Genomic DNA, 22,460 nt, shown 5'->3' with positions numbered 1-22,460 from the left:
AACGCTCGTATGATTACGACACCATTTCCACTGCGGTAGGGGAGGTGCAGCGAGCGATGGTTTTCTCGACTCTCATCAGCATGGTGGCCTACTCTCCGCTTCTGCTATGGGGAGGTGTAGAGGGCAAGATCTTTCTTCCAATGGCCGATACAATGGCGTTTGCGCTTTTGGGTTCCATCGTCCTTTCCCTCACTCTGGTCCCTGCAGCTGCCTCCTTTGTCTTTCGAGAGGGGTTCCGGCCCCATACACCACCGTTCGTCCCTTTTTTTATCAGGCGCTATTATCGCCCCTGCCTTGCATGGTTGCTCGCCCGTCCCAAGGCCGTCATGCTCACAGCTTGGATTCTCTTCCTTTTCGCAGTTGCTACCGCCTTCACTTTGGGGACAAGCTTCCTTCCTACCCTAGATGAAAACAACCTATGGATTCGGATCACGTTGCCGAGCAACGTCGACCTAGCCTACTCGAAAGAAGTGGCTCACAAGATACGCATGTTCCTCTATAAGCAGCCTGAGGTCCGGGCTGTTTCCGTCCAGATCGGCCGGCCAGACGACGGTACCGACCCAACGGGAGTCTTTAATCAGGAGTATGGCGTTTACTTTAAGCACCCAAAGGAATGGCCAAAAGGTGTAAGAAAGAAGGATATCATTCGACGGTTTGAAGATTATTTTGCAACAATTCCAGGGATTAGTTATAACTTTTCGCAATATATCCAGGACAATGTCGCAGAAGCCCTTTCAGGGGTCAAGGGAGAAAACTCCATAAAAATTTTCGGAACCGAACTTGAACGTTTGGATTCACTGGCTAGCCAAATTAAAGCCATTTTGCAAGGCGTCCGCGGGATCACGGATCTCGGGGTGTTGCGCGAGCTTGGCCAGCCAATACTGAATGTAACCGTAGACCGGATCAAAAGTGCGCGCTTTGGTTTAAATGTTTCCGACATAGAGAATGTCGTGCTTTACGCACTAGCGGGCACACCGGTGACCCAAATCATCGAAGGGGAGAGAACCTTTGATCTGGTCATTCGCTTTCCGGAAGGATTTCGTAACACCGTTGAGCAGATCCAGAATCTTCTGGTAGACACACCCGACGGACATCGAATTCCCCTGTCGATGGTTGCGGAGGTTCGACTGGAAAATGGGCCCTTTTTCATTTACCGAGAGTCTGGTCGCCGGTACATTGCCATTAAGTTCGGAGTCCGTGGCCGGGATCTCGGCACAACCATCGCAGAGGCTCAAACACGCGTTGGAAGAGAAGTGTCTTTGCCGCAGGGCTACTCCATCGAATGGCACGGAGAGTTTCAACAGATGCGGGAAGCCCATCGGAAGCTAGCCGTTATTATCCCCCTCACCCTGCTGGCCATTTTTTTCCTTCTCTATAGCACCTTTGGTAGCGCAAAAGATGCAGCTATCGTCTTGGCAAACGTTCCCTTTTCAGTGATCGGCGGCATTGCTGCACTCGAATTGGCAGGCGAAGTCTTTTCGATCTCTGCCGGAATTGGATTTCTTTCGCTGTTTGGGATTGCTACCCAGGATGCGGTTATTCTCACCTCCTATATTCGGAAGCTTATGGCCCAAGGAGACCAGGACATTCTCACAGCAATTTTGGATGGCTCCTGTATGCGGTTTCGGCCGGTTCTTATGACCGCTCTTCTGGCCTCTTTTGGGCTTTTGCCGGCAGCCCTTTCGCATGCCGTGGGTTCTCAAGCCCAGCGCCCTCTAGCTCTCGTCATCGTTGGAGGAATGATTTCGACGACGGTGCTAACCCTTTTGGTACAGCCTGTACTTATTTCTTGGGTTTACCGTGCGCGGGGATCACACACCTCGTAAAATGGAGACACAGCGAAGACCAGTGGAGAAGGTCTTCTCGAAAGAATCAAAGAGGGCTCACCATTTTTTTGGGCCCAAACCAGCGTGAGCAAGCGTGCGGGTCGATCAGGTAGCCGAGCGCAAGCGTGCAAGGAAAAAACGGCGGAAATGATCGCAGCAAATCCGGAAAGCTACCCAGTCCTTTGTGCTTTCGCACCGTTCCACGAGCCGGGCGGGAGCTCCCAAGCCGCCAAAAGCAAGCCTCTCAGGAACCACTCGAGCTTGAGAGCCATTGGCCACCGAGGGTCGAGATGGTGCCGCCACGGTGGGTGGCAAAACAGGGTTAGGAGACAGAAAACCATCTTGTTCCTTGGCCAACTCTTAAAAAAAGGGTTCAGTGGCAACGAGTGGTGCATATACTTCACCGAGATCCTGGCACGCCGGTTTTTGCTTGAGTCGATCAAGGCACGGGGATCGCTGCGAGCCCATTTTCGGCAAGGATCAGTGCCAAGACAAGACCAGGAGAAATGCTGGCAAGGAAGTCAAAGGAGAGTCTTGATACACCCCCCTCATGGCCAGCAGCGTGTCTTTTTCTCCCAAAACCCCGCTTACCGTTTTTCCGGGCTGCTCTTCGATCTCTTTGGGCATGGACGGGGACAGCTCTTTAAAGAACCTTTTGGCGACGGCACCTAAGCCGATAGAGCCTACACGGAACAATACGTAAAAACCAAAAAACTTAAAAAACGCTAGACACATCACGGAATGCCGAAATCCCTTGGTGGCTTTTCAAACCCACAGTCCCCGCCTCCGCCCCAACGATTTCTAAAAAAGCCCTTTTCCTTCGTCTCAACCGAGAGCTAGACTCTCTGAAAAGAAGATGATCGAAACTTCACATGACAGCACGCTAGCGCTTGGGCTCATTTTTTGTACACTCGCCTTCCCATAGCATGGATTTGATCCCTGCCACCTTTCAATTCTCTGTTGGCCTTAAAACCCCTCTTTTTCATTCCGTGCAGCTAGTGCTCTCGTGGGAGAGACCGCAAGACCTTCTTGCACTCCCTTTTATTCCCATGGAAATGGGTCTCGGGGAGGATGGTTGTCCTTATTTTGAAGCGACGGTACAGCTGGATGAGCAACGAGCTGGCCAAAAGCTTTACTGGAGCGTTTTGGGGTATGGACCAGCTGGGTCGCTGGGGCCTCTGGTAACCCTCGAAGCTGGTGAACCAAGTAGCTGGGACGATTGGAATCACCTTTATCGGTGTTTGGTTTTTGAAGGCAGGCCGACCCGCGAAGTTTACCGTTTTTGTCTGGCTCGATGGTTGGGAGCTAATGCAAGACGCCCCTCCTCTGAGTCCGACCAGCGAAAGATCGAGTTTTCCGTTTGGGCGCCCTTTGCCCAGCGAGTAGAGCTCGTACGAGCGAAGGTATGGGACTGGACGAACCCTGAAAAAAACCTTTTTGCTCATCCTTCGGTATGGGAACGAGTATGTGGGGGATATGTTGGAGATCAAGGGGAGGGAATGGAAGAAGAGGCAATCCCAATGACCCGAGATCCAAAAGGAGTATGGTCGTATCGAGATGATAGCTACGAAAGGTGGCGAGCCAGGGCGTATTTGTTCCGCATTCTTCGAGAAGATGGGAGCCTCGTTTATCGAACGGATCTTTATAGCAGAAGCCAAATAGGAGAAGGCTACCTCAACCCCAGAGGGCGCAAATACCAGGGGCCGGTGGAAGCGCTTGAGGGAAGTGTGAGCGCTTCGCTCGTGGTGGATCCCGAGTCAGTCATCGATCCTAGCCATCCCACTTGCCTCTGGCCGGAACCCCAAGAGACGTTTGTGCCCGAAGAAGCTTTTTGGATGGAGGAGTTTTCTACGGAATTCCCCCTTCCCTCAAGAATCGAAGACCTGATCATTTACGAAGTCCATCTAGGAGCTTTGGGGTTTGGCCGGGAGGGTGCAGGCACTTTTGAGGATGCGATTCAATTCTTAGATCATCTAAGCGAGCTTGGAGTCAACGCCGTAGAACTTCTTCCCTTGTGCGAGTTTGGTGACGGCCCAGAAAACTGGGGTTACTCGACCAGTCACTACTTTGCGCTCGAATACGGGAGCCAAGGGCGCGACCAGTTTAAGCAATTTGTTCGGGCCTGTCACCGACGCGGAATGGTTGTCCTTTTCGACGTCGTCTTTAACCACTATCTTCCTGATGCCGAGCGCGCAGAATGGAAGTACGATTCTGAACGAGACGAACATAATCTTTACTACTGGTACGAACCGGGGCTCGGCTATCTCGACAATGGCTCAAGTGGATATGCTCCGCGCTACTGCGAAGAGATGGTTCGGCACATGTTCCTCAGTAGCGCGCTAGTTTTGGTAGAAGAATTTCATGTGGATGGCTTTCGCGTCGACTTAACCAATGCAATCCATAGGGACAATGTAGCCCATAACACTCCGGTCCCCCGGGCTAATTTGTTCGGCTGTCGCTTTCTGCGGGAATTGACTCGGACCCTTCGGACGGTCCGGCCGAACCTTTTGTTGATTGCCGAAGATCATTCTGGCTGGGCGGCGGTGACGGATCGAGAGGGACCGGCCGGGTTGGGTTTCGACGCAGCGTGGTACGCGGAGTTTTACCACTCTTTGGTGGGTGACGCACCCCGCGGTCCTGAGGTAGCTCGCTTGCTTTGGGTTGCAGGTCAAGGGGGCGATGGACCCTTAAACCTTCAACAGTTTGGCTCGATCCTTTCCTCTACCTCATCTCGAACCGTGGTGTACCACAAAAACCATGACGAGGCTGGCAATGATCCCGGTACCGCTCGCACGTTAGTTACCGCAGCCGGCGGAGCCGAGTATCTCACCAACCCAACGGCACGGTGGTATGCTGAAGCAAGGGCTCGTTGGGTCGCAGGTATCTCCATTCTTTCGGCCGGAATCCCCCTTTTCCTCTTTGGGGAGGAAGTCGGCGCGAAAGAGCCTTTTCTTTATGGACAAGTATTGCCCCACCGGGAAGATCTGATTGGAAAAAGATCAGGTGAAGGCGCGGGTCTATTTACGTTTTACCGGGACTTAATCCATCTGCGACGCTCTCATGAAGTTGTACGCCGGGGACAAATTGAAGTTTTTTACACGCACAACGTGGATCGAGTGCTGGCATTCCGCAGATGGATCGAATCCACGGAACTTTTGGTGGTGGGATCCCTTGCCAACTCTCCCTACACGCACGGTTACCGGGTAAGTTCCCCTCGTCTCTCCTCGGGTTCGTGGCGGGAAATTTTTAATAGCGATGCCGCCGCCTACGGGGGCCACAACGTCGCCAATGGGAAGACCCTCCTGTCCTCCGCCGGGGGTGAAATGACCCTTCTTCTCCCTGCCTGCGGATTTGTTGTTCTTCAAAGGAGCGAGGGATAAATTCCGCGGTTGCCACAGCAAAGGAGAAAAACTTTTTTTCTTTTTTCGGCCCTACTGGCGAGTTTGGGCCCTACAACCCTACGCAGGATACTCCCGTCGTCCCCTTGGACCTTCGATCACGTTTGGGTCGCCTCGGCGACGGCCTTACCAGTGGTTGAAGAAAGGTGGGATCGTATGCAAAGGCTCGACAGTTCTCGCAAGGGGGGACTTTCGTTACATGTGCCGGGGGGCCCAACCGCGCTTCAAGAACCGCGCCATCTCATGGCCGAAAACCTCAGGATTGGCGCGTACCAGCACATGGACATGGCCGGGATATCACTCCAACGGGCTTGACCGTCCAACTGTGCTCACCAGCTATGCACTGGAACCGTTTCCGGGAGCCGTTGCGTCATGGATTCCTTCACCCCTGGGTTGCAGCGCTTCGGGCAATACCCTAGGCAGTGCCGTACCAGGTCGGCACGGTGCGCATCGTCCTGCTACTCACGCTTCATTGTCTTCATAGGATCCCAAAGAGCGATAAGCACGGCGACAATCCAACGAAAGGAGGGAGGTTCGCCGCTCGACGAAGGTGCAGCGCATTTTTCTTCCACGAGCTTCAAACCATAGCTTTCCATACCCAATGTTCTGTGATCAAACCCGACCAAGCCAATTGCTTTCCGGTCCTCTCTTGCCCGTTCCTCCCAGGCTTCGGAGAAGCGGACCCGAGGCTATTCCAAACACGCCAATCTAAGCGAAAGGTAGCCCCTTACAACTCAGTCACCCCTGACGCGCTTTTCAAATGAAAAATGCAAAATCGACAAGCTGGAACAGCGAGCTTTTTAAAGATCCCAGGGGCGGGGAGGTCGGCAAGCGACTCTTTCCTGATTTACGGGGTTTGCTCCTTTTTGGGAGCGGTTCGAGTGCTCCCTCCTTTCACCTGCTGCTCTCTCAACGCAGCGACTCCCTCTAGAAACTGGATATACTCTTGTGGCAGTTGGTGTTGCCTTGCACCTCGAAGCAGCTCGCTCAGGTATGTCTGCTTGGGCCAAACATTTTCGAGGTTCTCTTTCCCGATATACACGTAGGCGCGCACTCTCTCCCCATTTTCGGTGGTTACCCAAACCTTCTGCCTCCCATAGCATTCGGGTACTCCTTCATATTGATCGAGCCTCGAAAGCTCGGTTTCTGTGAGCCGGTAAAGCACCCCCCATACTTTATCGCTGGGATGAGGAACAACACTTGCATATCCTCCCCGCTGATTGAAAACGAGTCGATATCCCTCCAAACAGGCTCGCTTCCCCTCGAGCACGTTGCAGCCGACCCTCCGGGCTAACCCCTGGGCGTCCATGTTGGCGCCGTAAGCAAAGTACCAGTAGCACAGTTGGATGCTCATCCCACCAACGATTCCTACCCGTTTACCAAGAACTCTTGGTTAGGGACCTTTGTTACACTTTTAGAAAAAAAGGCCCTCAAGCTTGCGAGAAAACTCTCTTCTTTTAAAAAAAATAACTTTTCCTACAATCTCCAAGAATCATCACCATGCAACAAGCTAATCTGGCTTTCTTATCACCGGCGTCCAAGAGGAAGGCCGTTTTTTTCTGCCATAAATGGGTCATGAACCGGTATCTGAAAGCCGCAAGCTTGTCCCCCCTCTACTGGCGGTTGCCGGGTCCCGAGACTTCGGGGCTAAGGGACAAACAAGTCGCTGAAGCAGTCCGATTCCCCACCAAAAGAAGGAAAGCGGTGTCGACATCCGAGCGTTTACGATGGCCACAAAACACGCAAAAGAATTTGTACGGGTTTCGATTAGCTTTCTCGATGCATCTCTGCGCCGTGAACATGTGGGATTGGTAGTGCCTGGACCCAAGTTGACGACGGCGATCAGTCCCCCTCTTCTAGCTATAGAAACGGAAGAACTTCGCCGACCGCCCTTAGAAAGCCACACAATCCAACGGGCGGCAGCAGACGGTTTGCCGCAGATCGACACATGCACCCCGTCAGGCATCTCTGCCCGAGGCTCAACTGTCCTATTGCGCACATGGCCGATGGATTGGACCATTTCGACGAGCCACTGGCCAACAAGCGCGGTCAGCCCTGCTTCGCTGCACTTTGGACACGACATCAGGGATACTGTACCGGTTGCCCACAGGACGCTATCGTGCCGTTTTTTCACGATTCATCATTTCGATAACGCACGATGAAGTTTTCCGCTTTTCCGGATCCCGCTCCGTAGCTTCGGCAATCAGCCGGGGCTGCCGTTCGCCCATCGAAGCGATCTTTCCTTCGAGCACGGCCCGGAGGGCATGGAACTTTCGGGCGGTCAAGCCAAACCGCGGCAGGAAGGATCTAGTGCCCTCGTTGAGCGAAACACCGGCCCACATCGGGCAGAAAAAACTCCGCTCCCCCGTCCATAGAGCACCGCATAGGCATCGAGATAGCAAACCTGTTCCGGTGTCAGCCTCAAACGCGCCTCGTATGCCAAAATGGGGCCTTGCTCATGCGATCGCTTCGCGCCCCTTCTTAGTAGCGCGGTTCTGCGCGGATCTCTTTCCGGTAAAGCCTGCCACACAGGCAAACCGTGACCTCATAGAGATCGCCCACGATACGGTCGGTCCTCTCAATTCGATCCACCAACAGGCTAGATCGACTCTGCCCGGCCCATACATACCGCTTCCAGACACTCGAAACCGAAACGCATCAGCTGGTCGCACTACTCGAGGGGGATGACGCCAACCTTCGGATCACAGAGCTGCCCAATGAGCCCTTTACGGCGGCCGTTCCTCCCGGAGCTGACCCCTTGACGGCCTTGACGATCCGCAACGGTTTACTTTGAGAGCGAGGTCGGAGAAGCCAAGCTAACTGCCTGTCTCAATCCGCTTTTTGATCGGCGCTTGCACACCCGCGCGTAGAGAGCTGCCTCATCGGGCTTCTGCCCTCCCCGCGTGCACGATCACCGTACCCGTCAACGACTACTCTGCGGGAACAGCCAAACGCCCCTCCTTCCACATTCACCAAGCCGCCTCGTAGCAAACACCTTGGCGGTTGGGCCGATGCACTCAAGTTCACTCTGACAGGCTGCCATGAAGAGCCGTCCGTCTCTCCATGTGGTTTAGCTTTTGGGAGCCCCAGATGGGACATAAGGGCAGCTCCCCGCCTGTTAGTGAAAACTCACAACCGGTTCCCTAGCTTCGCCTCACAATCGATTCTTCCCCTCTTCCAGTACCCCCTTTAAAGCCAGGACAATGATACATCTCGCTCGCTTCTCCCTTTTCAACCCAAGTTCCGTTTGGAAGCCGCTCGTAAACGATCGGGAAGTGACCCGATGAGCAACATCTCCCGTCCCAAAGTTCACCCTTGCTCGAAACGGGGACTACTGCCTTCTCGAAGGTTTTCCCTCTTTTTCTACGGACTCTCCATAAAAAGTCGCCATTTTTTAGCCTAAAATAAGACCCTCTATCATCGCTTCCCTTTCTTTTGGTCGTAAAGATCCCAAAGGGTTTTCACCATCCAGCGGACGGCTTGACATCGTTGGCTCATTTCCCACCCATCCGGATGCGCCTGCGCCTCGCGATCCAACTGGGCCTTTTGCAGGAGAGCACCGTTCAACAGAGCCTCTAGCACCTCTAGTTCGGTGCTGGATCTGGAGTTTTCAACCTCAATCCAGAGAGCCCTCCTGCCGGCGTAGGCGTAGAGTCGCCTCCAAGAGGGAGCAAGCATTCCTTGTGCCTCAACCCGGTAGGTACCCTTTGGAGTCTGAAAAGTCACGCCGGTGGGACTTGCAGTCAAAGGAATCCAAATACGCTTTAGGTTGCCCCCTCTACGTTGCGTTTCTGGGAGAAGATAGCGTCTTTCACCCGGTAGAACCGATTCAGAGGATAATCCTCCCTCCCCAATGCCTGAGGCATGCACGGGAGCAAGAGGCTTCCCCTTAAAGTCCTTGGTAGCTGCAGGTAAGAAATTCCCCTGGGTTCCTATCCAGATTGTAGCTCCAGCAAGGACAAACCAGTGCCTAAGAGAACCCATTTGAGCCCCTCCGGTTACATGATCGTTTCCAACCTAACTCGAGCCCATTTTTGGGCCGTCAATCTCAGTCCCCTTCAATACCCCAAAACGCTAGAAGATCCTCAAGCCGAGTCAAAGCTTCTCCCCGCCCCGCATGCGAACAAGACGTTTGCTAGCTGGAAATTCACGTTCGCTTTCGGTCTCTCTAAGTTCCAACAGTCATCCAGCAACCCTCTTGCACGGATCTGGCAGAACTCCGCTCTGGCTTTTGTCCGAACAAAGGGGCGCGTATCTTTTGCATCCTACTATTGATCTTAGAACTTCAGGAAAAATCATTGAGTTTTTCCTTCACACGCGGAACGGTTCCTTCAGTTTTTGCTCCATTCTTCCTACGGGTTTGACAGCCCCAACCCGGAAAAAGCGCATAGCTCTCCAGCCACACTTGGTCCTTGACGGCCTACTTCCATAAAAAATCCGCCACAAACCAATCCGCCTTAGCCTTTGGTTCTCCCTCGTGGCGAGACAATTCAGCCACCTCAACCTGGTGACGAAAAGGCCCCATGCTTAGCCTATTTTCCGAAGCCAGACTTGGGAGAATTCTGCATTGAGATAGGCGCGGCATTTGAGAAAACCCCACTGGTGGCTCATCTGGCAGCCAGAACTTGTCAACTTCGCCAATGGGCTTTCGATCACCCCGGAAGTCACCTTCCGGACACCGTCAGTTCCGCCTTTGGACTTGTGCTGATGTCCCCAAGATCGCGTGGGCATTCCCCCCTAGCACACAGAGTACAATGGCGCAAGCGACCCACGTCGGGTTCGTTTTCATGTCGGTCTCTTCATTCCGGTTCTCGCGACAATCCATACATCGCTAGAAACATTCTTGTCGTCTACCTTCTCCCGCATTACTCTCTACTCTCCTTCGTCATCCAAAGCGTCGAACGCATTCTCCTCGCAATCGGAGTAAGGGAGCGGTAAAACCGGTCCTTGGTTTCCATATCTCTCGCCCCAACTTGGTATTCGCTCAACATCAACCCATTGATCCCCTACAGATCCTGAAATACTCCCATCTTCCCATCGGAAGAGCATCACGGCATCGCCATTGGAGTCCCCAAGGATCATGTCCCCGAAATCGAAAAGCATCGTATCGGCGGATAGCTTACCTGTAATGATTCCCAGGGCCAAAGCAACCATAGGCGCAAGGACTCTTGCTTTTTCCATGCCAATCTCCTTTTTGCCCCTGGCGTAATACTCAATCCTTCTGGCAAAGGCAAGATTTTTACTTGCAGCCCGTCCTCTCCACGCAAAAGAGGACATAAACGGAGCTTATTCCCCATCTAATCCCTCGATTCTCTTTGCCCATTGTCGCCACGATCCAGGCGTCCTTAGCCGCTTGTTTACACATTGACCGTAATTTATTGGACGTCGTTAGGGGGGAGAGTGAACTCTTTGTGCTCTAGGAATTTAGGTCTTTTTTCTCTAGTGGTCCCGGGGAGATTCGAACTCCCGACCCGCGCTTTAGGAAAGCGCTGCTCTATCCATCTGAGCTACGGGACCGCCTAAGACCGCACAAGAAAACTGTACGGGTAGACTCAATCGATGAAAAGCCAGAAGCAGAATCTAAGACTGATAGCTACGGCGACGCCTCTGCCTGGGGCCGGACTGGATCGCCTACCGAGGAGACACCCTGACAAAGAAAGACTCAAAGTGTTCCCACAAGTAAGTCTTTCAAGAAAACGCTAGCCGACCATCCCACGGATCTCCCACGGGACAAGAAACCTTACGTGGCCTTCTTTTTCGACTGGCCAGGACGATAATCCTCTTCGAGCCGACTAAAGGCTTCCTCCATCGAGGTTAACTCTTCCCCCGATCGAACTAGCTCCACCCTTTCTTTTTCCAGCTGTTCGGGAGAGTAATCAAGCGCTTTAATCGAAAGTCCAATTCTACGCTCCTCCTTGTCAATCTTAATGATCCTAGCCTTTACTTCCTGTCCGACTTTGAGCACGTCTTTTACCTTCGTGACCTTCTCGTTACTGATCTGCGAGATGTGGACCAACCCGTCAATCCCATCGTCCAGCTGCACGAATGCCCCAAAGCTAGCCACCTTGGTCACCTTTCCCGTAACAACATCCCCGACCTGGTAGCGCGATTCGATCGTCTTCCAGGGATCTTCAGAAAGCTGTTTAATGCCGAGAAGGATTCGTTGATTCGCCTTGTCGATGTCGAGAACCTTGGCCTGGACTTCCTCACCCTTTTTAAGAACTTCGGAAGGATGATTGATCTTTCGTGTCCAATCGAGGTCGTTCACATGGATAAAACCTTCAATCTCCTCCGCAAGGTCCACATAGGCTCCATAGGCGGTAAAACTTCGCACCTTTGCGTTAACCACACTGCCAATGGGAAACCGCTCCGCGATCCTTTCCCATGGATTTGGCTCTAACGCACGAAGACTCAAAGAGATCTTTTGTTCCTCCTTGTTTGCATCAAGAACCTTTGCTTCTACCTCTTGGCCGACGGAAAGAACTTCTGAGGGCTTACTGATTCGTTTGGTCCACGATAGCTCCGAAACATGGAGTAGCCCTTCTACTCCCGGCTCCAGCTCTACGAAAGCGCCATATGGCAGTAGCGTGGTCACTTTGCCTTTCACCACGGTCCCGGGGGGATACTTCTCGGTAATCCGTTCCCAGGGATTTTCAGCTTTTTGCTTAAGCCCCAGGGAAACCCGCTCCTTTTCCCGATCAATCTCGAGAACGACGACCTCAACTTCCTGGCCAATTTTGAGAAGCTCGGAGGGGTGACTAATCCTTCCCCAGCTCATGTCGGTGATATGGAGAAGCCCGTCAATTCCATCCAGTTCAATAAACGCTCCGAAATCGGTAATATTTTTGACGACCCCTCGAACCAGGTCTCCTTTCTGGACGCTGGCAAGGAAGCGGGCGCGCTTCTCCGCTCGTTCGGCTTCCACGATCTCGCGCCGAGACAGAACGACATTTTTTCTTTCTTCGTTTAGTTTAACAATTTTACAAGTAATCACCGTGCCTTCCAGATCCTTCAAATTTCTCGGTGCCACAACATCGACCTGCGACGCCGGGAGAAATGCGTCCACGCCGATATCCACCATGAGCCCCCCCTTAACGAGCTGCCTCACTCTTCCCGTAACCGGAAGACCCTCGCGGTAGGCCTGGACAACTTTCTCCCAATTTTGTTTTTGAGCCGCCTTCTGGCGAGAGAGCACAACCATGCCGTGCTCGTCCTCCAACTGCTCAAGGAGAACCTCAACCTCGTCCCCCACCTGAATTGCCTCCGGATCCTCAAATTCTGTTATGGGCACGCTTCCCTCCGACTTGTAGCCAATGTCGATGACCACCTCGTGGGGACGCTTCTCAATGACACGACCTTTCACGATCGTGCCCTCCTTAAAGTTCGGTAGGTCCCTTAAAAACCACTCAGCCATACGTCTCGTTTAAACCTCCTTAACCAAAGTTGGGTCTTTACCCGCCGGACCCCTACAACACTACCCCCTTGCTGGCGGAATGCCAAGACAAGCAAGTCGCCGGGCCCAGGCACTGTTCCGGTCCCGTTTTCTCGTATGCGGTAGCTACTTTAAGCCCACCCTGCCTGTCCGACAAGCGGCTTTTGTTGCAGACGACTACCCCCCCAACTGAAGAACCCTATTCCTATGACATCCTTGCACAACGGATTAGTCCTTGTCATCCTACCGATACCTCGGCTAAAAAAGGACTTTGCCCAGCATCTTGGCCAAAGCGCTGGCTCGCTTGTGCGATAACCGACGGTGGGGCGCCAGCGTGGATGCGTAAGACTTGTTAGCCATGGAACCTCTCCAAAAGAAGTCTTTTCGGGTGAGGGGAAGCCCTTGGCACGGTAGAGACCTCACCCCGGAGCTTCCCTTGGATCTAGCATGCCCATCCTCGGTCGGTATCTCTTCCGTTTCCTGTTAGCAAGTAGCGCGGTTTGCGTCGCCGCTTTTGTCCTAGTAGTGGTGATTGCAGACCTTTTCAGCTCATTGGACGATTTCCTAGACCACAAGGCAAGCCCAGGAGTCATCGCGATGTACTACCTGGCCTATCTCCCGCCCACCCTGGTCACCACGGCGCCTGTGGCCCTGTTCTTTGCGGCTCTCTACGTAGTACTCCAGCTGCATAGAAGAAATGAGCTTCTTGTTCTCCAGGCCTGTGGGGTTTCGCCCCTTTTTGTTTATCTCCCTTTTTTCACCCTGGGATTTTTGAGCGTGGTCGCACTCCTCGGGATTGAGCTGACCATGATGAGCCGAGCGCAATCCAAGCGCGAACGCATTGTTGCAGAACTCCGTGGTACAAGCAGTCGTACCCGTGTCCTGCGGGGTTTTGTCTACCCCGAACCTGACGGTGGGCGACTGTGGTACTTTCAAGAACTTGATGTGCGGCATGGGAAAGCTCAAGGAGTCGAGGTGCTGGAGCGCGATGCGGAGGCCAGGGAAAAGCGAAAGCTCATTGCCCAGGAAGCATTGTGGCAAGATCGCCATTGGACCTTTTATGGGGTCCAGGTTCTCGAGTTCGGAAACGATGGCGAATTTGTCCGAGGCTACTTTCTGCCAACGATCCTCCTTGATTCCTGGACTACTTCCCCAGCCCAAATGATCCTTTTTGAGAAAAAACCGAAGGAAATGGGGATCGGTGAGCTTTCTCGCCTCCTTGACAAGGAGAGGAAAGCGGGTCAGAGCCATTCAGACATCCTAGCGCCCTATTGGGTTCAATGGTACTCCTACTGGCTGGGGCCTCTCTCGGTCTTGGTTCTTCTAAGCTTTGTGCTTGCTGACTGTGACGCCACAAAGAAAGAGGGAACGCTGTCTGGAGTAGGTCTTTCCCTGACTCTTTTTGCCGCCTTTGAACTCTTTTCCTCTCTGTGTGCTCTTCTAGGCAAGGCAGGTCGGATTTCCCCCGGACTTTCGGTAACCGTTCCGCTCCTTTTGTTTGGACTGATCGGCGGATATCTTTGTTGCCGTCCGTTGTGGCCGAGACTTCCCCAAGACATGGAGACTAGTGTCGCTCGAGTTCGCAGTATTCTGCTCGCCCGCTGGGCTCATTTTTTGCTCTTCCTGCGCACGCTCTTCCCATACGGGGAACGCAAAGATTCTTCGTTGGAATAGATGCCTGCGGTCTGATTCTTTGAGCGAGGCAAGCCAATCGGATGTTGGTTCCTTCTGCCTCCAACCTCACCAGTAGTTCGAACGCTGGCGTTACGCTCAGACAGGACACACTAACCGCTTGACGCTTGGACTCTACTTGATTACAAGCGGTACTAGGGCTCAAGGGGTGGCGGCTAGCCGTTTTTTTCGTACGGCAGCTTGTTTGAGGGAGCACCCCCGATCAGGAAGAGATCAAAAACAAAAAATCAAGCTAACCAACCTAGAAAGCGAGTAGAGAACCATGAGCGAGAAGATTGGATTTGTCGGTGTTGGACGGATGGGAGCCAACATGGCCCGCCGTCTCCATGATAAACAATTTACCATCTCCGCTGTTTACGATGTTCGCCGAGAAGCCGCGGAGGAGCTTGCCAAAGAGCTCGGATGCGTCGCAGCTCCGACACTAGCCGAGGTGAGCCGGCTTTCGGATGTCGTCATCACAGTAGTCACCGATGACAAGGCGCAGAAAAGCATCTATGAAAATCCCAGCGACAATCTGCTTATGGCAGCCGAAGGGAAACTTTTTATTAACTGCGCTACCGTTAGCCCCCATATCCACGTTGAAATCGAGCAACTCTGCGAAAAGGCCAAAGCCCAAAGTATAGAGGCTTGTATGGCCGCTAGTGTCACTCAAGCTCGTCAAGGGACCCTTTACCTCATGGTCGGTGGCAAACCCGAGGCCTTTGAACGTGCCAAACCCATCTTAGAGGCCTTAGGACGAAAAGTCCGCTATATCGGACCAGCTGGCCAGGCCGCAAAACTTAAAGCACTGGTCAATATGGTAATGAATATCAACACGGCTGGCTTAGCTGAGGGTTTAGGACTTGCTGAGGCCCTCGGACTGGATCTCACCCTTGTTCGCGAGGTCTTCTCTGAAACAGGAGCTGAGTCCCGCGTGCTGTACACCGATGGCGAAGACATGCAGAACCGCGATCATGCCTGCTTTTTCTCTGCGGAACACGCGGCTAAGGACTCAGGAATCGCGCTGGAACTTGCGCGGCAGGTGGGATTGCGGCTGCCACTGGCCGAAGCCACCAAGCAACAGTACGATCGAATGGTCCGTATGGGCTTGGGCCATCTGGATAAGTCGGGTATTTCAGAGCTAACCTTTAAGAGCCGAAGGGCCCTGGAGGTTGCCTAGGTAATCGCGGGTTGCTTCTGTTTCGTTACTCATTGGTACGACCAAGAAAAGGCCGTGCTGCTTGGCCAGCTTGGTTCTGGAGTGGCACCGGGTGCTTGGCGCTCCCGGTGCTCGCCCCCGAAGGAATCCTGCAGAGACCGCGCCAGCCTTTCTGACGTAAATTCGGCTCCCTCGGAGAAACGGCTGGCCCTCGCAGAGCGCGTTTTTTTAGGCTTTGGCAAATGTCTTTGCAAGCGTGGGCGTGCGGTCGTGATCCGCTCAAGGAAAAGAATCTAGCAATCGTTTCCAAAGCCCAGGAGAATAGAGAAAAGCTTACGCATATACGGAGTCGCACTGGGATTGAAAGCCCCAGTCGACCCAAAGCTCTACGGCTTTGGCAACCTTCGACAACCCGGTGTTTTGGAGCCTCCGTAGCCGGTTGGGCCGGTTAACACTTGGCTTGGGCATCGGCATTTTGGGCGCCGCTGCACAAGGGACTGGGTAAACTGGTAGGACTGTGCAGGAAAAAGTTCCATTCGTCGCGGCAAAGGGTAAAGGAAACTATGGAAGCGGCCCATCAAGTGCCTCATGGAACACCGAGCGCAAAACGTCGCAGCCCGTGTCTCAACTGTGGTCATCGCCACAAATCTAAGGAGGCGGAATGGGACGTGTCCGAAATATGGCGCCAGGACTACCGGGAGCCCGTCGGCCAAGTCAATCTGCACCAGTCGCTAGCCAATCCTGAGGCGGCCTTTCCTCAAATGCATCTCGTAATCCACACCCAAGGCTTTCGCCGCGAAGGAAAAGAGAAAACCGAGGCGCCCGGTTTTCTCCACTAGCGCTAGATGCTAAAACTCGTCTGGCCAAATCGCGGGATCTCTCCCACATCGAACCTGTTGATCGCACGTTTTTTTCTTGCGAAGAGCTTCAAATCACAGCTCGTGCAGAAAAGCACCGTTTGGTCTAAGGGGATGGGAAATGTCACTTTCAAACAAAAACGCCTTGGATGGCGAGGATGCCGGGGGGAACGCCTGCCGGGTTAGAGGTCCAAAGCTGGTTGCGCTTGTGCCCCAGAGGAAAAGAAAGCTTGCTCCATCCCTTTCAACCTTCCTTTTACCCCCGAGCTTTTCCTCAGAAGAGCCGGTTTTCCACCACGCTGGTCCTCACTGCTCTTCCGTGTCTCCGCTTGGGCCCCGATCCATGGGTCCTGATTCGCTATTGTTGGAGCCTAAACCGCGTTTTCTTTACGCGTTTGACGCTCCGTTCGGTCGGAGTCGATCCGGCCAGAAAAGCACAAGGTCAACGCTTTTTCTTTCTGTCTGGCCCAGCTTTCTAGCATTGGCGAAAGGCTTCCCCGCAAAGTTGGGTTGGGCTTTGTTTCCTTCCTAACTTTCGAGGATAGAGCCAAGGCCATAAAAAGTAGCCCGAAGCCGCAACCCGCCTTTTTGAAAGAGATCCTTCGCAAAGAAAGCCCAAGAGATTTGCTCAAGAGCCTGCTTTTTTCTTGGGGTTAGTTAACCCCTACCCGCAAACGAGCTTCCAACCGGTGCGATCCCCCAGAAAGAGTCGTTTGCGGAAACCCTGGCGATCCCCCTGCGCCTGCGCTTTTCGAACAGTCTTCTAGGCAAGTGCAAAACATCCACAGAAAAAGATCCTCCGTACCCAAAAAGCGCTGGCTCTCCTGGCCGTTTGGCCGGAGAGACCAGCGCCACAAACGGAAAGCTAGACAAACTCTACTGGCTCTTCAGCCACTTATGGAACTCGGTCCAGTCATCTAGGTTATTGAGATTAACCGCGTCCAGGATCGTTCCATCATCGGCGAGCCCAGCCGCACCAAGGATCGACTTTCGCGTCCCTTCGTCGTGCAGGTAATAGGTCACCGCTCGGTTATGCCTGGCGACCGCAGCTGCGTCCAGCTTGCCTCCGTTTTTTGCAAGCACCCATTTTTCGAATTCGGTGTAGCTCGGCAAGTGAGTGCGGATGTAGTTGCGCGTTTCTTCTTCGCCCAGATTAAGCGCGTTTAAGGTCATGGCATCAAATCCCTTACCCAGGTCGGGATAGCCATCAGCAAGAAGACCTTTAGCCGCCAAGATACATTTCAGCCACATTCTCGGGAGATGCAGAACCCCAAGTGGGCCAGCGACACCCGAACTGATCAATGGAACACACTTCATACGATCACCTCCGCGTTTTCCGATTTTCGTTTCACCACCCCAAAAGGAGTATACGCCTGAGGCCGGTCTCCTCAGCCGTTACCCCTCTTAGAACCTAGGCGCATTATACCGGCTAGTGCGCGCGTGACAACGAAAAAAGGAGCTTTTGGCTGACCGCATCCTGGCTCCTTTCCCGGGTTCCCGCACACGCAGCTGTAAAGCCCTCTCTCCTAGGCAAAGAATGGATTATGCCGCTTTTCCTCTCCTACCGTCGTCAAAGGCCCATGCCCAGGACAAAGGATCGTATCCTCCGGAAGCGTCAGAATCTTGGTCCGATTATTTTCCAGTGCCTGCGCGTAGGAGATGTTCCCCCCGCCCATGGATCCCGCAAAAATCGAATCACCCACGATCGCAATTCTCCGAGGACCTCCAGTAATGTAATAGGTTACCCCTCCTGGAGAGTGCCCGTTGGTCAAAAAGGTTCGCACGTGCAATCGCCCGATGGTCGTTTCAAAACCCTCTTCGACCGGGATCGCTCCAGCTACCGGTTCCAGTGCAGGGCAATAAACGGAAGCCCCGGTTTCTGCCTTTAAGCGATCAAGCGCCGCAATGTGATCGGGGTGCGTATGGGTCAAAAAAATCTTCTGCACCACAAGATCGTTCGCGCGCACTGCTTCGAGCATTTCCGTACAGTCGGCTCCGGTGTCAAAGGCCGCCGCCTCCTTGGTGGTGGTGTCCCAAACCAGATACGAGTTAACCGTCATATCCTCGAACCGCGTGTTAAGGCAGGCTAGCCCGGGCACAGGACCGACCTCGGCTGGCCTCCATTCTCCGCGGGCCAAAGCAATCAGTGCTGTTGCGTTGAGACCTAAAGTTGGGGCGACTCTGCGGAGAAGATCTTCGTCCAGGGTACCTGAAAGCAGACGCTCTACGGATTCGACGGGAACCCCGGTCTTTTGGGCGAGAGCCTGCGGTGAAAGCCCCAAGCCCCGCAAGGCCTTTCCAATGATATCGGTAAAGCTATCTTCCAAGGGTATCATGTCCTTTTTATTAGCGAAACCCTGTCGGAAAAGCAATCGCAACGATACGGGAACGTTAAGTTCTTCCAGCTTGGGTAAGCGACCAAAATCGTCGCAAATAGTTGCGGCAACGGGTTGACTCCCTTTTCAGTTACCGGTAACATTGATGGCATTGCCCTTTTGGGGGTTACCGGAGATTAGCCTGCCGATAAGAACCTTTGCATGAGGAGGTTGGGTAATGGTTCGTGTGGCAATTAATGGTTTTGGACGGATTGGGCGGCTCGTCCTTCGAGCGATCGTCGACCGAAAGCTTCTAGGTGCGAAGCTAGACGTGGTCGCGGTAAACGATGTAGTCCCGGCTGACAACCTAGCTTATCTACTAAAATACGATTCCAATTATGGACGCTTTCCCTGGCCGGTCTCCAGTGCTCGATCTCGTCCAGATCTTCCAGAGCCGGATATGCTGATCATCGGAGATCACCGGATCCGGTGCTTGACGGTGCCCGAGGGACCGATCGCCATGCCTTGGAAAGAGCTCGAGGTGGACCTAGTAATCGAATCGACAGGTCTTTTTACCACAGCCGACAAGGCCAGAGGTCACCTCAAGGCTGGAGCCAAAAAGGTTCTGATTACAGCCCCCGCAAAAGGCGAAGATCTTACCGTGGTGATGGGTGTTAACGACGACCGGCTGGATCCTGAACGCCACGTCATTGTGTCTAACGCCAGTTGCACAACCAACGCGCTAGCGCCTTTGGTACACGTGCTTCTTAAGGAGGGATTTGGAATCGAGGAAGGTCTTATGACCACCGTCCATAGCTATACGGCAAGCCAAAAGGTTGTGGACGGGCCTTCTCGTAAGGACTGGAAGGGAGGGCGAGCCGCGGCGATCAACATCATCCCCTCGACCACCGGAGCCGCAAAGGCCGTTGGACTTGTGTGCCCGCAGGTAGCGGGGAAGCTCACCGGGATGGCCTTTCGCGTGCCAAGCCCCACGGTTTCTGTGGTGGACTTGACGGTCCGGACCTCCCGGGAAACCTCGTATCGAGAAATCTGCCAGGCAATGCAGAACGCCAGCCAAACCTACCTCCAAGGAATTCTCGGGTATACGAACGAGGAAGTAGTTTCCACGGATTTTGTTGGAGATACGCGTTCCAGCATCTTTGATGCCGGCTCAGGGATTGAGCTTAATTCCCGATTTTTTAAGCTAGTCGCCTGGTATGATAACGAATGGGGATATGCACACCGGTGCGTGGACTTAGCTCTTCGGATGGCCGAGGGAATGTAGCGTTCCGTCCTTGTTCCAACTATGAGCAAAGTTTCCGTGCGGGATCTTCCCGTGGAAGGTCGGCGTGTTTTGGTGCGGGTGGATTATAATGTCCCGCTTCTGGAAAGGGATGGAGAGATTCTGGTAGCGGATGACACGCGAATTCGTCAAACGATACCGACTTTAGAATACCTGATCTCCCGCGGGGCAAAGATCATTCTTGCCAGTCACCTTGGCCGTCCGAAAGGAAAACGGAAGCCTTCAGAGAGTTTGCGACCAATTGCCGCGCGGCTGGCACAACTTCTCGGCAAAGAGATCCAGTTTGTGGAGGACTGTGTTGGTCCTCAGGCAGAACGTGCCGCCCATTCACTAGCACCAGGCCAGATTTTATTACTCGAAAATACCCGCTTTCACCCAGGGGAAGAGGCCAATGATCCCGAGTTTTCCCGAGCACTAGCGCGGCTTGCGGATGTTTACGTCAATGATGCCTTTGCGGCCGCTCACCGTGCACACGCCTCGACGGAGGGTGTGGCTCACTGGATTGCGGAGCGCGGGATCGGGTTACTTATGGAAAAAGAGCTTCGGTTTTTGGGCGAGGAATTATCCAACCCGGCGAGGCCGTTTCTCGTTCTTCTAGGAGGAGCTAAGGTATCGGATAAGATTGGAGTCGTAAAACGGTTGCTAGAAAAAGCGGACGTCCTGGCTGTGGGTGGGGCTATGGCCTACACGTTTCTTGTGGCTCAGGGGCAAGAAGTGGGCTCCTCGCGGGTGGAGCTCGATCAGGTAGAGATTGCGAGCGACTGTTTACGAAAAGCCCGCGAACGATCCGTGGAATTTCTACTTCCCCAGGATCATTACATTGTAGAAACGGTTGACTTTTCCAAAAGAGAGACCTCACCCGGAAGATACACCCTTCCCGGGGAGCCTATTCCTCAAGGGTGGAAAGGCGTGGATATCGGGCCTGCCACAGTGGAGGCCTTTCGAAAAGTCATCGGAGTTGCGCGCACGGTCTTTTGGAACGGTCCAATGGGAATTTTTGAGATTTCCAGCTGCGCAAAAGGGACTCTGGCAATCGCACAGGCCCTGGCTCAAGCCAACCACGCTGTCACCATTGTAGGAGGGGGAGATTCGGTGGCTGCTCTTCAGGAAGCGGGGGTGGCCGACCGCATCACGTTCGTATCAACTGGGGGAGGAGCTTCCTTGGAATTTCTCGAAGGAAAGCAACTTCCAGGCCTTGTATGCATTCCCGATCGGCCGTCCTAGAATAGGACCCCCAGTAAGCTTCTCTCAATAGCAAGAATTTCCTTGTGGAAAGACGAATGGGAGACCATCCATGTATCGCAAAAAAATCATTGCAGGCAATTGGAAGATGAATAAGACCGTCGCCGAGGCTCGGGTGCTGGCTCAAAGCATCCTGGCAGAGCTTCGGGATTTTAATGGTGCGGAAGTTGTGCTCTGTCCTCCCTTCACGGCTCTTTCGGAAGTCAGTCGCATCCTCAGTGAAGCCTCCAACGTGTATTTGGGTGCCCAAAACTTGCATCCGGCTCCCTACGGGGCTTTTACGGGGGAAATTAGCGCCCCCATGTTACGAGAGCTTTTTTGCCACTACGTGATCGTCGGTCATTCCGAAAGGAGACGTTATTTTTGCGAAACGGACGCCTTTATCCGTGAGAAGATCCGGGCGGCCCTAGCGTCGGGCCTTCGGCCCATTCTCTGTATTGGCGAAAGCTGGGAAGAACGGAAAGCTGGGCGCTGGAAAGAGGTGCTCGCGCACCAGTTACAGGAAGATCTCGCTGGGGTTTCAGACGAGGAATTACCCGACATCGTGATCGCCTACGAACCGGTGTGGGCTATCGGCACTGGGGAAAACGCCTCACCTACCGAGATTGAGGAAGCTCATCGTTTCATTCGAAGTTTTCTTTCCGAGCTGGTCTCCCCGGAGGCAAGCCAAAAGACCCGAATCCAGTACGGAGGAAGTGTGCGCCCGGAGATCGCGCGGGACATTTTTCTGCAGCCTAATGTAGATGGTGCTCTGGTGGGAGGAGCTAGCCTGGAAGCACGCTCCTTTACGACCATTGTTTTTGAAAGTTGCGCGAGAGAAAAAGCGTCTTAGGATGGACTCATGCTTAACCTTCTGATCGGCTTCTTTTGGATCCTCTACCTTTTCATCTGCCTGCTCCTTGTGTTCATCATCCTCATGCAACGAAGCCGCCAGGAGGGTTTGGGGGCCGCCTTTGGCAGTTCGGTGACGGAAGCCATTTTCGGGGCCCAAACTTCGAGTGTGTTGATTAAGGCTACGGCATGGCTTGCCGGGATGTTTTTTACGTTGGCGATTATACTTGCTTTTCTCTTGGGACAACGAGAGCTAGCCCGCAGCTCGGTCCAGAAACGCCTCCGCGCTATCCCTCCCCCTGTGGCAGGCGAGACTCAAGGCCAGAAAAGCCTACCCTCCCCGCAGCCCGCAGACAAGAAGCGATAAGGGAGAGAGAAAAAAACGTGTCCCTGAGTCAAGGAGTGCCGCAAGCTTTTGGAATCTTT

General features: G+C 53.6%; 16 protein-coding genes and 1 tRNA gene. 9 read left to right on the top strand and 8 right to left on the bottom strand.

The window, feature by feature from the left end; genetic code table 11:
• Positions 1-1,826 (top strand): efflux RND transporter permease subunit (locus tag KK925_RS02535; RefSeq protein ID WP_174582827.1); only part of this gene is annotated, 1,826 nt, incomplete at its 5' end.
• Between the two features lie 1,055 nt (positions 1,827-2,881).
• Positions 2,882-5,206, top strand: a complete 2,325-nt coding sequence (locus KK925_RS02530; RefSeq protein WP_214096231.1) for an alpha-amylase family glycosyl hydrolase — start codon at positions 2,882-2,884, stop codon at positions 5,204-5,206.
• A gap of 865 nt (positions 5,207-6,071) precedes the next feature.
• Here KK925_RS02530 and KK925_RS02525 read toward each other — a convergent pair.
• From KK925_RS02525 to KK925_RS02500, 6 genes are all read right to left on the bottom strand, one after another.
• Positions 6,072-6,578, bottom strand: coding sequence for a gamma-glutamylcyclotransferase family protein (locus tag KK925_RS02525; RefSeq protein WP_174582825.1), 507 nt, complete (start codon positions 6,576-6,578; stop codon positions 6,072-6,074).
• A 2,063-nt stretch (positions 6,579-8,641) separates the two neighbouring features.
• Positions 8,642-9,208, bottom strand: coding sequence for a hypothetical protein (locus KK925_RS02520; RefSeq protein WP_174582824.1), 567 nt, complete (start codon positions 9,206-9,208; stop codon positions 8,642-8,644).
• A gap of 543 nt (positions 9,209-9,751) precedes the next feature.
• Positions 9,752-9,955 (bottom strand): hypothetical protein, encoded by a 204-nt coding sequence (locus tag KK925_RS02515; RefSeq protein ID WP_174582823.1) that lies wholly within the window; start codon positions 9,953-9,955, stop codon positions 9,752-9,754.
• Positions 9,956-10,096: 141 nt separating this feature from the next.
• The gene (locus KK925_RS02510; RefSeq protein WP_174582822.1) at positions 10,097-10,405 is read right to left on the bottom strand and encodes a hypothetical protein; all 309 of its coding nucleotides are present in this window, start codon (positions 10,403-10,405) and stop codon (positions 10,097-10,099) included.
• A 262-nt stretch (positions 10,406-10,667) separates the two neighbouring features.
• Positions 10,668-10,741 (bottom strand) — tRNA-Arg (locus KK925_RS02505).
• A 223-nt stretch (positions 10,742-10,964) separates the two neighbouring features.
• Entirely contained in the window at positions 10,965-12,638 is a 1,674-nt protein-coding gene (locus tag KK925_RS02500) for a 30S ribosomal protein S1 (protein WP_174582821.1), read from the bottom strand.
• A gap of 465 nt (positions 12,639-13,103) precedes the next feature.
• On the opposite strand from KK925_RS02500, the gene KK925_RS02495 reads away from it, so the two are divergent.
• The 3 genes from KK925_RS02495 (at position 13,104) to KK925_RS02485 (ending at position 16,325) form a co-directional block, all read left to right on the top strand.
• Complete coding sequence (locus KK925_RS02495) at positions 13,104-14,330, top strand: LptF/LptG family permease (protein ID WP_174582820.1); 1,227 nt, start codon at positions 13,104-13,106, stop codon at positions 14,328-14,330.
• Between the two features lie 280 nt (positions 14,331-14,610).
• Complete coding sequence (locus KK925_RS02490) at positions 14,611-15,507, top strand: NAD(P)-dependent oxidoreductase (RefSeq protein WP_174582819.1); 897 nt, start codon at positions 14,611-14,613, stop codon at positions 15,505-15,507.
• Positions 15,508-16,049: 542 nt separating this feature from the next.
• Entirely contained in the window at positions 16,050-16,325 is a 276-nt protein-coding gene (locus KK925_RS02485; RefSeq protein ID WP_174582818.1) for a hypothetical protein, read from the top strand.
• 894 nt (positions 16,326-17,219) lie between these two features.
• Here KK925_RS02485 and KK925_RS02480 read toward each other — a convergent pair.
• The gene (locus tag KK925_RS02480) at positions 17,220-17,660 is read right to left on the bottom strand and encodes a DUF5069 domain-containing protein (RefSeq protein WP_174582817.1); all 441 of its coding nucleotides are present in this window, start codon (positions 17,658-17,660) and stop codon (positions 17,220-17,222) included.
• Positions 17,661-17,869: 209 nt separating this feature from the next.
• Positions 17,870-18,679 (bottom strand): MBL fold metallo-hydrolase, encoded by an 810-nt coding sequence (locus tag KK925_RS02475; RefSeq protein WP_174582816.1) that lies wholly within the window; start codon positions 18,677-18,679, stop codon positions 17,870-17,872.
• Between the two features lie 217 nt (positions 18,680-18,896).
• Between KK925_RS02475 and gap the strand changes: the two genes are divergently transcribed.
• The 4 genes from gap (at position 18,897) to secG (ending at position 22,401) form a co-directional block, all read left to right on the top strand.
• Positions 18,897-19,943 carry a type I glyceraldehyde-3-phosphate dehydrogenase gene (gene gap, locus KK925_RS02470; RefSeq protein ID WP_174582815.1) on the top strand — a complete coding sequence of 349 codons (1,047 nt, stop codon included), beginning with the start codon at positions 18,897-18,899 and terminating at the stop codon, positions 19,941-19,943.
• 21 nt (positions 19,944-19,964) lie between these two features.
• Positions 19,965-21,185, top strand: coding sequence for a phosphoglycerate kinase (locus tag KK925_RS11105; protein ID WP_174582814.1), 1,221 nt, complete (start codon positions 19,965-19,967; stop codon positions 21,183-21,185).
• 70 nt (positions 21,186-21,255) lie between these two features.
• On the top strand, positions 21,256-22,035 hold the full coding sequence (gene tpiA / locus KK925_RS11100) for a triose-phosphate isomerase (protein WP_174582813.1): 780 nt from the start codon (positions 21,256-21,258) through the stop codon (positions 22,033-22,035).
• A 9-nt stretch (positions 22,036-22,044) separates the two neighbouring features.
• On the top strand, positions 22,045-22,401 hold the full coding sequence (secG, locus tag KK925_RS02460) for a preprotein translocase subunit SecG (RefSeq protein ID WP_174582812.1): 357 nt from the start codon (positions 22,045-22,047) through the stop codon (positions 22,399-22,401).
• The last annotated feature ends 59 nt before the right edge of the window (positions 22,402-22,460 follow it).

Origin of the sequence: Candidatus Methylacidithermus pantelleriae (genome assembly GCF_905250085.1) — a bacterium.
Taxonomy (GTDB): domain Bacteria; phylum Verrucomicrobiota; class Verrucomicrobiia; order Methylacidiphilales; family Methylacidiphilaceae; genus Methylacidithermus; species Methylacidithermus pantelleriae.
This window is presented reverse-complemented; position numbering and strand designations above follow the sequence as displayed.